10 protein-coding genes are annotated in these 11845 nt (G+C 73.8%); 7 read left to right on the top strand and 3 right to left on the bottom strand.

What is annotated here, in order from left to right; genetic code table 11:
* Positions 1-2: 2 nt before the first annotated feature.
* On the bottom strand, positions 3-416 hold the full coding sequence (locus tag B1H29_RS22520) for an organic hydroperoxide resistance protein (RefSeq protein ID WP_055417216.1): 414 nt from the start codon (positions 414-416) through the stop codon (positions 3-5).
* Between the two features lie 123 nt (positions 417-539).
* On the opposite strand from B1H29_RS22520, the gene B1H29_RS22515 reads away from it, so the two are divergent.
* The 3 genes from B1H29_RS22515 to B1H29_RS22505 all read left to right on the top strand — a co-directional run bounded on the left by B1H29_RS22515 (position 540) and on the right by B1H29_RS22505 (position 3007).
* Complete coding sequence (locus B1H29_RS22515) at positions 540-1010, top strand: MarR family winged helix-turn-helix transcriptional regulator (protein WP_199832288.1); 471 nt, start codon at positions 540-542, stop codon at positions 1008-1010.
* A gap of 74 nt (positions 1011-1084) precedes the next feature.
* Positions 1085-2065 carry a UDP-glucose 4-epimerase GalE gene (gene galE / locus B1H29_RS22510; RefSeq protein WP_055417218.1) on the top strand — a complete coding sequence of 327 codons (981 nt, stop codon included), beginning with the start codon at positions 1085-1087 and terminating at the stop codon, positions 2063-2065.
* A gap of 3 nt (positions 2066-2068) precedes the next feature.
* Entirely contained in the window at positions 2069-3007 is a 939-nt protein-coding gene (locus tag B1H29_RS22505) for an ADP-ribosylglycohydrolase family protein (RefSeq protein WP_055417219.1), read from the top strand.
* 136 nt (positions 3008-3143) lie between these two features.
* On the opposite strand, the gene B1H29_RS22500 is transcribed toward B1H29_RS22505, so the two are convergent.
* Entirely contained in the window at positions 3144-3773 is a 630-nt protein-coding gene (locus B1H29_RS22500) for a TetR/AcrR family transcriptional regulator (protein ID WP_055417220.1), read from the bottom strand.
* A gap of 168 nt (positions 3774-3941) precedes the next feature.
* Between B1H29_RS22500 and B1H29_RS22495 the strand changes: the two genes are divergently transcribed.
* The 4 genes from B1H29_RS22495 (at position 3942) to B1H29_RS22480 (ending at position 9788) form a co-directional block, all read left to right on the top strand.
* Entirely contained in the window at positions 3942-4874 is a 933-nt protein-coding gene (locus B1H29_RS22495) for an ABC transporter permease (RefSeq protein ID WP_055417221.1), read from the top strand.
* A gap of 13 nt (positions 4875-4887) precedes the next feature.
* Positions 4888-5745 (top strand): ABC transporter ATP-binding protein, encoded by an 858-nt coding sequence (locus B1H29_RS22490; protein WP_055417760.1) that lies wholly within the window; start codon positions 4888-4890, stop codon positions 5743-5745.
* A gap of 132 nt (positions 5746-5877) precedes the next feature.
* On the top strand, positions 5878-8106 hold the full coding sequence (locus tag B1H29_RS22485; protein WP_055417222.1) for a CDP-glycerol glycerophosphotransferase family protein: 2229 nt from the start codon (positions 5878-5880) through the stop codon (positions 8104-8106).
* Positions 8103-9788, top strand: a complete 1686-nt coding sequence (locus B1H29_RS22480) for a glycosyltransferase family 2 protein (protein WP_055417223.1) — start codon at positions 8103-8105, stop codon at positions 9786-9788. Before B1H29_RS22485 ends, B1H29_RS22480 begins: the two co-directional genes overlap by 4 nt.
* A 561-nt stretch (positions 9789-10349) precedes the next feature.
* Here B1H29_RS22480 and B1H29_RS22475 read toward each other — a convergent pair.
* Positions 10350-11795 (bottom strand): hypothetical protein, encoded by a 1446-nt coding sequence (locus tag B1H29_RS22475; protein WP_079160394.1) that lies wholly within the window; start codon positions 11793-11795, stop codon positions 10350-10352.
* Positions 11796-11845: the final 50 nt, after the last annotated feature.

The raw sequence follows: 11845 nt of genomic DNA, 5'->3' as shown, positions 1-11845 counted from the left end.
GGTTACTCGATGACGAGGTCGACCGGGATGTTGCCGCGGGTGGCGTTGGAGTACGGGCAGACCTGGTGGGCCTGCTCGACCAGTTGGCGGCCGGTCTCCTCGTCCACGCCCTCGGGCAGCTCGACCCGGAGGGTGACGGCGAGCGCGAAGCCCTCGCCCTGCTTGCCGATGCCGACCTCGGCGGTCACCGCGGCGTCGCTGACGTCGACCTTGGCCTGCCGGCCGACGAGGCCGAGGGCGCTGCCGAAGCAGGCTGCGTACCCGGCGGCGAAGAGCTGCTCGGGGTTGGTGCCCTGCCCGTTGCCGCCCATCTCGACGGGGATGCCGAGCGCGAGGTCGAGCGTGCCGTCGGAGCTGACGGTGCGGCCGTCGCGGCCGTGGGTGGCGGTGGCGGCGGCGGTGTAGAGCGCGTCCATGGGAAAACCGTCCCTCTCTGAGGAGAAGCGTCGTGGTGACTTCCGACGACGACCAGTAGACCACGCAATTCAGTTGCGCACAACTAAATCGAGCACAAGATGCCTTCGGCTACCCTGGGAGCCATGACCACGCCCGCCACGGACTGGCTCCGCCTGGACCAGCAGATCTGCTTCTCCCTGAACGCGGCCTCGCGCGCCTTCAACGGCGTCTACCGCGTGGTCCTCAAGGACCTCGGCCTCACTTACCCGCAGTACCTGGTGATGCTGGTGCTGTGGGAGCACGGCGAACTGCCGGTCAAGAAGCTCGGCGAGCACCTGCGGCTCGACTCCGGCACGCTGTCGCCCCTGCTCAAGCGGCTGGAGACGGCCGGTCTGGTCCACCGGGAGCGCAGCGCGCGCGACGAGCGTTCGGTCCGGGTGCGGCTGACCGGGGAGGGCGCGGCACTGCGCGAGCGAGCCGTCGAGGTGCCGCGCCGGATCGCCGCGGCGACCGGACTGGACCTGGCGGAGGTCCAGGACCTGCGGGCCCGTCTCGACCGGCTCACGGCGGCCATCGACGCGTACGGCACCGAGTCGGCCTCCACCCCGTCCTGACGGGTGCGGCGCCCGCCGGGCGCCGGGATGACGGATCATGACCACCGAGGACCACTGACGAGGGGACGGCCGCAATGACCTGGCTGATCACCGGCGGAGCCGGATACATCGGGGCGCACGTCGTACGGGCGATGACCGAGGCGGGCGAGAAGGCGGTCGTGTACGACGACCTGTCCACCGGAATCGCCGAGCGCGTGCCCGACGGCGTGCCCCTGGTGGTGGGCTCGGTCCTGGACAGCGAACGGGTCGCGCGCGCCCTCACCGACCACTCGGTCACCGGTGTCGTGCACCTCGCGGCGAAGAAGCAGGTCGGCGAGTCGGTGGACCTGCCGCTGCACTACTACCGGCAGAACGTCGAGGGCCTGCGCGTCCTGCTGGAGGCGGTCACGGAGGCCGGCGTCCCGTCCTTCGTCTTCTCCTCCTCCGCGGCCGTGTACGGCATGCCCGACGTCGACCTGGTGACGGAGGAGACGCCGTGCCTGCCCATGTCGCCGTACGGCGAGACCAAGCTGGCCGGTGAGTGGCTGGTCCGGGCGACCGGCCGGGCGTCGGGCCTGTCCACCGCGTCGCTGCGCTACTTCAACGTCGCGGGCGCGGCGAGCCCGGAACTCGCCGACACCGGCGTCCACAACCTCGTCCCGATGGTCTTCGAGAAGCTGACGGAGGGCGCCGCCCCGCGCGTGTTCGGCGACGACTACACGACGCCGGACGGCACCTGCGTCCGCGACTACATCCACGTGGCCGACCTGGCCGAGGCCCACGTCGCCGCGGCCCGCGCCCTGACTGCCTCACCCGGACGCTCCCTCACCCTCAACATCGGCCGGGGCGAGGGTGTCTCCGTCCGCGAGATGATCGACCGCATCAACTCCCTCACCGGCTACGACCGCCCCGCGACGGTCACCCCCCGCCGCCCCGGCGACCCGGCCCGCGTGGTGGCCTCGGCCGACCGCGCCGCCGTGGAACTGGACTGGAAGGCCAAGTACGACGTCGAGGACATGATCACATCGGCGTGGGAGGGCTGGGTGCGGCTGCATCCGGGGGCGGCACGGGACTAGCCGGTGACGAGTGTCCCGGCCCCCGACCGCGCTCTGGGCGCCGTCATCGGGTCGGCCGTCGGTGACGCCCTGGGCGCGCCCTTCGAGTTCGGTCCGCAGGGCGCCTTCTCCGCGCGCTTCCCCGAGCCGGGGCGGGGCGGCGAGATGTGCGGAGGCGGCGGCTGGGACCCGGGCGAGGCCACGGACGACACGCAGATGGCGGTTCTGGTCGCCGAGTCCCTGCTGGAGTGCGGCGGGCTCGACCTGCCGGACGTCTTCCGGCGCTTCGAGCGCTGGGCCGCCGCCGGCCCGAAGGACATCGGCCTCCAGACGGAGGCGGTACTGAGCTCCGGCGACGGCTGGGACACCGCCGCCGCCCTGCACTTCCAGGTCAACGGGCGGGGTGCGGGCAACGGCGCGCTGATGCGGGCCGCACCGTCCGCCGTGCACTTCGCACCCCTGGGCCGGGACGCCACCATGGACGCCGCACGCCGCATCGCCGCGCTCACCCACGGGGACCGGGCCGCGTGGGAGGGCACGGCGGTCTTCCACGAGCTGGTGCGGGTCGCCCTGGCCGGGGACGACCCGCTCACCGCCCTGCCCGGCACCCTGCGCGCGGTCCACCCCGGCCACCGCGCGCGCTACGCCACCGTCCTCGCCCGGGACTGGCACCCCGACCTGGCAACCGAGTTCAACGGCGCCGTCTGGCCCTGCCTCGGCTCCGCGGTCTGGGCCCTGCGGACGACCGCCACCTACGAGGAAGCCGTACGCGCCGCGATCGACCTGGGCGGCGACACCGACACGGTGGCCGCCGTCACGGGCGGGCTGGCCGGTGCGGCGTACGGCATCGCGGCCGTGCCCGCCCGCTGGACCGAGGCGCTGCACGTACCGCTGCCGGGATTCGGGGGGCGGGTGCTGCACTCGGCGGAACTGGCCGATATCGCGCGGCGACTGCACGGCTGAGCAGGCGAACGGCCGATCATTCGTCGCGAAAGGGGCGTTCGCGCGCCCATTCAGGTGGCGCCCTGTCGCGGTGACGAACCACCCCGCCGTCTCCTACACCGTGGTGGACCTGCCCGACCGCGTGGACAAGGCGCTGTCAGAGCGCCTTGAGCCCCTCCGCCGTGGCCCGCGCCAGTGCCGCCAGGTAGCCCTTCGGCGGTTTGGGGCCGCGGATGACCACCGAGCGCCAGTACAGCGGGCCCGAGATCAGGTCGAGGGCCAGGTCGGTGTCGAGGCCGGCGGCGAGTTCGCCGCGTTCCGCCGCCGCCGCGAGGATCTTGCTGGCGACGCCGTCCTGGCCCTCCCGCAGGGTCTTCTGCATGGCCTCGGCGATGTCGGGGTTGCGGGCCGCCTCCGCCTGGAGGTCGGGGATGACCTGCGAGGCCACCGGGTGGCGCAGGGCGCGGGACGTCACCTCGTACAGCAGCCGCAGGTCGCCCTCCAGGGACCCGGTGTCGGGCGCGGGCAGGCCCTGCACGGCGAGCGCGGAGACGATGTCGAGCACCAGGTGCAGCTTGGAGCGCCAGCGCCGGTAGACGGCCGTCTTGCCGACCCCCGCGCGGCGCGCGATCCCCTCGATGGACATCCGCGCGTAGCCGACCGCCGCGAGCTCCTCGAAGACCGCCGCCCGGATGGCTTCCGTCACGTCCTCGCGGAGCACGGCCGCCCCGGCGGGGGCCCGGCGGCGCGGGCGCGGCCGGGGCTCGTCGTCGGCGTTGGTCGTCATGCGAGCCAAGCATAGGGGCGTTACGACGAAACGGTTGCGTTCCGACGCGACCAAGCCCTACGCTCACGTTACGACGATACGGTCCCGTCCCGACGTAATGAACGTGCACCGTCACACAGGTGAACGCGGGGCGTCGCCACCCCCCTCCCCCGAGCGAAAGCACCGGATGTGAGTCAGGCCCTCGACACATCACCCCCGACGCCGGCCCCGGTCGCCCCCACCCCCGACGACCACGACCTCGCGGCCCTCGCCGCCCGCCACGGCCTGTCGGTCAGCGGCGCCCGCCCCTCGCTCCCCGCGTACGTCCGCCGGCTCTGGGCGCGCCGGCACTTCATCACCGCCTTCTCCACCGCCAAGCTCACCGCCCAGTACAGCCAGGCCAAGCTGGGCCAGGTCTGGCAGGTGATGACACCGCTGCTCAACGCGGCCGTGTACTACTTCATCTTCGGCATGCTGATGAACACCAGCCGCGGCGTGGAGGACTTCGTCCCGTTCCTGGTCACCGGCGTCTTCGTGTGGACCTTCACGCAGAGCTCGATCATGGCGGGCACCAAGGCCGTCTCCGGCAACCTCGGCCTGGTGCGCGCCCTGCACTTCCCGCGGGCCGCGCTGCCGGTGTCGTTCTGCCTCCAGCAGTTGCAGCAGCTCATGTTCTCGATGGGCGCCCTGGTCGTCATCCTGCTCGCCTTCGGTGTACCGCCCGCCGCGTCCTGGGTGCTGGCGGTCCCGGCACTGGTGCTGCAGTTCGTGTTCAACGCGGGCTTGGCGCTGGTCATGGCCCGGGTGGGCTCCAAGATCCCCGACATGGCCCAGCTCATGCCGTTCCTGCTGCGGACCTGGATGTACGGCTCGGGCGTCATGTTCAGCATCCATCACATGACCGGCCCGGACAGCGGCCTGCCCTCGTGGGTCGGCCCCCTCCTCCAGGTCAACCCCGCCGTCGTCTACATCGACCTGATGCGCTTCGCCCTGATCGACAGCTTCGGCGGCGGCATGCTGCCGGACCACGTGTGGGCGATGGCCGTGGGCTGGGCCCTGGTCGCCGGGATCGGCGGCTTCATCTACTTCTGGAAGGCCGAGGAGACGTACGGACGTGGCTGACAACAACGGCACCATGGAGCAGGCGGACGAACGCGTCCCCACCGTCATCGCCGACGGCGTCGACATCGTCTACCGGGTCAACGGCACCGGCGCCGGCCGCGGCTCCGCGACCGCCGCCCTCAACCGCATCGTGCGCCGCCGCAAGGCCGAGAAGGCGGCGGGGGTACGCCGGGTGCACGCCGTGAAGAACGTGTCCTTCGTGGCCTACCGGGGCGAGGCGATCGGGCTGATCGGCACCAACGGCTCCGGCAAGTCGACGCTGCTCAAGGCGGTCGCCGGCCTGCTCCCGGTGGAGAGCGGACGCATCTACACGGACGGCCAGCCGTCCCTCCTCGGCGTCAACGCGGCCCTGATGAGCGACCTCACCGGCGAGCGCAACGTCTACCTCGGCGGCCTTGCGATGGGCATGTCCCGCGCGCAGATCAAGGAGCGCTACCAGGACATCGTCGACTTCTCCGGGATCAACGACAAGGGCGACTTCATCACGCTGCCGATGCGCACGTACTCCTCCGGCATGGCGGCCCGGCTGCGCTTCTCCATCGCCGCCGCCAAGGACCACGACGTCCTCCTCGTCGACGAGGCCCTGGCCACCGGCGACCGCTCCTTCCAGAAGCGCTCCGAGGAACGCATCCGGGAGCTGCGCAGGCACGCCGGCACCGTGTTCCTGGTCAGCCACAGCAACAAGTCCATCCGCGACACCTGCGACCGGGTGCTGTGGCTGGAACGCGGCGAGCTGCGCATGGACGGGCCGACGGAGGAGGTCCTGAAGGAGTACGAGAAGTTCACCGGCGGCCCGGACAAGGCGGCCAAGCCCAAGACCGCGCCCAAGCCCGCACCCAAACCCGCACCCACGGCCACGACGGCCGCCTGAGCGCCGCCCCTGCCGCGTGCCTTCCCCCGGGAGGCGTAGGCACGGTTAACCCCTTTGCCCGATTAGTGTCACTATGGCCGAACGACCGAACAGGAGTGATCCGGGAGCGACCGAGGCGAAGGAGTCCCCGCGATGGCCGAGACCCTGTCCCAGACGCCGGAACTCAGCGTCGTCGTCCACGGCCGCAACGTCCAGGACCACCTGCCCGCACTCCTGGACTCCCTGGCCGCCCACCCCCTGACCGGCGTCGAGGTGATCGTCGCCGCCATCGGGGACTGGGCACGGGAGACCGCCGAGCGGCACACCCCCGCGTTCACCGTGCTGCCCCTGCCGGACGGGGCCGGCGACGCGGCGGCCCGTTCGGCGGGGGCGGCGCGGGCCTCGGGCCGGTGGCTGCACTTCGTCCACGCCAAGGACGGGCTGCCCCCGGGCGCCCCGCGCACGATCGCCGAGCACGCCGCGCACCTCCCCGACGCCGTGGACGTCCTGCTCTTCGACCACGTCCGCAGCACCTGGCGAGCCGTTGGCCTGCCCTCCCCGGACGGCCCCCGCCTCGCCCGCACCGGCCGCGCCGACCTCGCCCTCGACGGCCGTCCGGCGCTGCTCGGACTGGCCCCGCTGCTCGGCAACCGTGCCGTGCGGACCGGCTTCTGGCGGACCCACGAGCGCCTCCTCACCACCGACGACGAGCCCTTCGCCGCGTACACCGCCCTGCTGCTCGCCGACCGCGTCGCCTGCCTGCCCCAGCCGGCGTACGAGGACCGCCGGCTGCGGCCGCAGAGCCTGCCGCCGGTCACGCCGGAGCAGCGCCACGCCCTGGTCGAGCGCTACGAGACGCTCCTCGACCTGGCCGCCGGCCGCCCGGGCCCCCACGCCGTCCTGTACGACCTGATGGTCCGCGACTGCCTGCGCACCTTCGCCCGCGCCGGGATGCCGGACGACGTGGCGCGGAAGTTCTTCCACCGTGCCTCCCTGGCCGCCCGGCGCCACCGCCCCGACGGCCACCGGCGCCCGGGCGGCCTCGAAGGCGTACGCCGGTCGCTGCTGGAGGAGGACGCCTGCGCCAGGTACCGCGCCCTCCAGGCCGCCAACCGCGCGCGCCGCACGGTGCGGTCGGCGGTGCGCACCGGCAGGCACCGGGCCGGGACGCGGCTGCGCGCCCTCCAGTACCGTCGGGCACTCGCCGAGCCGGTCGACCCGCACCTCGCCGTCTTCTCGGCGTACTGGGCCCGCGGCGTGGCCTGCAACCCGGCCGCCATCGCCGCCAAGCTCGCCGAACTCGCGCCGAGCGTCCACCCGGTGTGGGTGGTCACCGCGCCGGGCGCGGCCCTGCTGCCGCCCGGCACCGACCACGTCGTCCCGGGCACCCGCCGCTACTGGGAGGTGCTGGCGCGCGCCAAGTACCTCGTCAACAACGTCAACTTCCCGGACGCGGTGGTCAAACGCCCCGGCGCCGTCCACCTCCAGACCCATCACGGCACCCCGCTCAAGCGCATGGGCCTGGACCAGATGCCGTACCCCGCCGCCGCCCGGGGCCTGGACTTCCAGGCCCTGCTGGAGCGCGTAGACAAGTGGGACTACAGCCTCAGTGCCAACAGCCACTCCACCCGCATGTGGCAGCGGGCGTACCCGTCCCGCCACACCTCCCTCGACCACGGCTATCCGCGCAACGACGTCTACTACACCGTCGGCGCCGCCGAGGTCCGCGCGGTCCGCGAACGCCTCGGCATCGCGCCCGGCCGCAGGGCGGTCCTGTACGCCCCCACCCACCGCGACTACGAGACCGGCTGGACCCCGCGCCTCGACCTCGCCGCCCTCGCCGGCCGGCTCGGCGAGGAAACGGTCCTGCTGGTGCGCGCCCACTACTTCTACGAGACCGCGGCCGCCCCCTCCTCCCTCCTGACCGGCCTGCGCCGCACCGGCCGGATCATCGACGTCTCCTCCTACGACCCCGTCGAGGAGCTGTGCCTGGCCGCCGACGCGCTGGTCACGGACTACTCGTCGATCATGTTCGACTACGCCAACCTCGACCGCCCGATCGTGATCCACGCCGACGACTGGGAGACGTACCGCACCACCCGGGGCGTCTACTTCGACCTGATGGCCGAGGCGCCGGGCCCGGTCGCCCGCGACCAGGCGGAACTGACGGAGATCCTCACCACCGACGCCTGGCGCGACGAACGCGCGGCGAAGGCGCGGGCCGCCTTCCGGCGCCGGTTCTGCGAGTACGACGACGGCCGCGCCGCCGAGCGCGTCGTACGCCGGGTCTTCCTCGGCGAGGACGAACGGACACTGCCGCCCGTACTGCCCCTCGAGGAGCGCACCCCGGCCCCGAGCCCCGAGGAGGCGACCGCGTCATGAGCAGCACGGGTACGACGAGCACCCCCGACGTCACCGTCACGGTCATCGTCTACAACGACGCCGAACGCCTCCCCCGCGCGGTCGCGTCCGCCTTGCGCCAGACCCACGCGAACATCGAGATCGTCATCAGCGACGACCACTCGACGGACGCGACCCCCGAAGTGGCCCGCGAACTCGCGGCGCGCGACCCCCGCGTCGTGTACCTCCGCCTGCCCGGGAACAGCGGCGGCTGCAGCGCCCCGCGCAACCGCGCCCTGGAGATCGCGCGGGCGCCGTACCTGATGTTCCTGGACAGCGACGACGAACTCCCCGAGCGCGCCGTCGAGGTCCTGCTCGCCGCCCACCGCGAACGCGACATCGACTTCGCGATGGGCGCGGTGCACCGGATACGCGTGGACGGCGGGCGCCGCACGACCTGGATGCCGCACCTGGTCACCGAGCGCCGCACCCTCGACGGCATCGAGGCCGACCCGCGGCTGTTCTTCGAACACCTGGCGACCAGCAAGATGTACGCCCGCGCCTTCCTCGACCGGCACGAACTGCGCTTCCCCGAGGGCATCCACTACGAGGACCAGCTCTTCTCGGCGCAGGCGTACTGCCTGGCCAAGACGTTCACCGTCGTCCCGGAGCCGGTCTACCGCTGGTACGTCGCCCCGTACGCCGCCTGCGAGGCGGCTTCCATATCCAACCAGCGGCACAAGCTGACCAACGTCCGCGACCGCGTCCACGTGCAGCGTCTCATCGACGCGTTCCTGGCCGAGAGCGGGCACGTGTCGTTGCGGGAGGACAAGGACTTCAAGTTCCTCAAGCACGACTTCCGCATGTACGCCGGTGACCTCCCGTACCGGGACGACGCGTGGCTCGCCTCCTTCGCGGACATCGTGAACCCGTACCTCGACACGCTCGCCCCCGGCGCCTACGCCCGGCTTCCGCGCGCCGAACGGGTCGTCCTCCAACTGGTCCGCGACCGCCGCCTGTCCGACGCCCGGCTCGCGGCCCGCGGCCTCGGCCACGACGTGGCCCCGCGCCGGACCACGCCGGACCCGGCGGACGGCCGCGTCTACTGGGGCGAGGGGGTCCCGCACTCCGAACGGGCCCGGCGCGAACTGGACCTGACGGACCTGGACCTGGAAACCCGCCCGTTCGCCACCGCCCAGCTCCGCCACGAGATCACGGAGATCGAACGGGGCCCCGGCGCGTCGCTCGACCTCACCGTCCGCACCTACGACCCCGCCCTGCGGCTCCCGATCGGCCCCCAGCGCGCCACCCTCCACCTCTCCCCGGGCCGCCGTCACCTCACGGTCCCCCTCCGCCTCTGCCCCGTCCGCCCCGGTGTCTTCGAGGGCCGCGTCCGCCTGGACCTCGCGGCGGCCCGCCTCCCCCTCCAGGGCTTCGAGGGCTTCCGCCACCCCGTACTCCGCCTGCGCCACCAGGGCCAGACCCACACGGGCCTCCTCCTGGCCCCCCTGTCCTTCCCGGCCCTGACCGCCCGCGTCCCCTACGGCGCGGGCGCCCTCCCCCACCGGGTCACGGCGGAACCGGAGGGCCACCACCCGGGCCGCCTGCAGATCCGCTGGCAGCCGGTGGGCAGTACGGCGGCACTGGTCCGCCCGGCAGCGCGCCGCGTGGCCACACCCCGGGTGAAGCGCGCGGTCCGCCTGGCGGCGAGCCTCCTCCGCTGACCCGGCGCGGGGGCGCGGGCCCAGGCGGGCGCGGGCCCAGGCGGGCGCGGGCGAGCGCAGACCCAGGCGGGCGCGGGCGCGGGCCCAGGCGGGCGCGGGCGAGCGCGGGCGGGCGCGGGCGAGCGCGGACCCAGGCGGGCCCAGGCGAGCGCGGACCCAGGCGGGCGCGGGCCCAGGCGGGCGCGGACCCAGGCGAGCGCGGGCGGGCGCGGGCGGGCGCGGGCGAGCGCGGGCGGGCGCGGGCCCAGGCGGGCCCAGGCGGGCGCGGGCGGGCGCGGGCCCAGGCGGGCCCAGGCGGGCGCGGGCGGGCCCAGGCGGGCGCGGGCGGGCGCGGGCGAGCGCGGGCGGGCGCGGGCGAGCGCGGGCGGGCGCGGGCCCAGGCGGGCCCAGGCGGGCGCGGGCCATCGTGCCGCTGGGGCGGTGACCCGCGCGCGCCCGGCCGGCTCAGCCCCGACGCCGGGCGTCCACGGCACGCCCCACTTCGCCTCACTCCGCCCCACCCCGCCCCGCCGCACCCCACCCCACCGCACCGCACCGCACCGCACCGCAACCAACTCGCGCTTACCACACCACCTCGTACAGCACCTCCCCGCCCGGCCCCCGAGCCACCGGCCTCAGCCCCTCGGCCCCCCGGAACCGGTCCCCCCGGTCCACCACCCACCGCACCCCGTACTCCCGCGCGATCCCCCGCCGCACGGCCCCCACCGCCTCCTCCGCGAAGAACGCCCGCACCGCCGCCACCCGGCCCCCTTCGTCCGGCAGGAAGAAGTCCGGATATCCGGGAGCCACCGTGTACGCCCCGTACGCCGGGATCTGCCGCGCGGGGAACTCCTTGGCCATGACCACGTCCCCGTACCGCACCCACGGAGTGATCCAGTGGTACCCCGTCCACGGCTCCCGGTACCGCTCCTCGACCACCCCTGGCAGCACCCCCCGCTCGACCACGTACCCGAGCGTCCCCACCTGCCCCCAGGCCCCCACCGCCAGCGCCGCGCCCAGTACGCACGCCCACGCCGCCCGGACCGCCCGCCGCCCGGCCTCCACCACCTCCAGCGCCACCGCGAGCTGCGCCGGGATCAGCGCGGCGGGCAGCACCCGGCCCCACGACCAGTGCCCGCTGACCCCACCCGTCAGGAAGACCACCGCACCGAGCACGAAGAACAGCACCAGTACGTCCCGCCGGTCGCGCCACCACCGCGCCCCCAGCGCCGCCACACCCACCAGCACCAGCCAGTACCGCCCGAACAGGTCCCGGTACAGCGACCGGTGCACCGCGTCCATCCCGTCCCCCGCGCCGAGCAGCGCGAAGAAGTCGTAGTACGGCCAGGCCCACAGCACCACCGCCCCCAGCGCCGACCCCGCCCCCAGCCGCCCCCACTCCGTCCGTCCGGCCCGCCCCGCGCACACGACGGCGAGCGCACCCAACGACGCGACGACGCCCGAGAACTGGTGGACGAGCAGGATCACCGCCCACAGCACCCCGCACCCCAGCCAGACCCCCCACCCGGACGGCCGCGACAGCCACGCCCACAGGTGAAACGCGAGCCCGAGCGCGAACACGCTGGGATACGCCACCGTCAGCGCCAGGGAGTGCAGCCCGAGGAAGCCGCTCCAGGCGAACTGCGCCGTGCCCCACAGCAGCAGCAGGCACAGCAACGCGAGCGCGGGCGCCGCCGGACGCGCGCTCAGCACCCGCACATACCGCCACACGCCCGTCACCAGCACCCCGAGCGCCACCAGCGCCCCGAGTCGCAGCACGACGAAGACGGAGACTCCGGTCACCTTGGCGACACAGCCGAGCAGCACCGTCCACGGCGAGTAGTACGGGCTCGGCGTGTCCGCGTCGACCAGCGGGTTGCCGGGGTCGAGGAGGCTGTGCCGCAGTCGTTCGACGGTGGCCGCGTGTATGCCCAGGTCACCGGCCCAGGGCAGCCGGACGACGACCAGGAGCAGCAGCAGGAGGAGGACGAGCGCGGCGACGCGTGTCGTCCAGAGACGCCCAGTCACGCGGTCACTTTATAGGTGCATACCGGTCACCACCGGACATCGCGTACACA

Origin of the sequence: Streptomyces pactum (genome assembly GCF_002005225.1) — a bacterium.
GTDB classification, from domain to species: domain Bacteria; phylum Actinomycetota; class Actinomycetes; order Streptomycetales; family Streptomycetaceae; genus Streptomyces; species Streptomyces pactum_A.
This window is presented reverse-complemented; position numbering and strand designations above follow the sequence as displayed.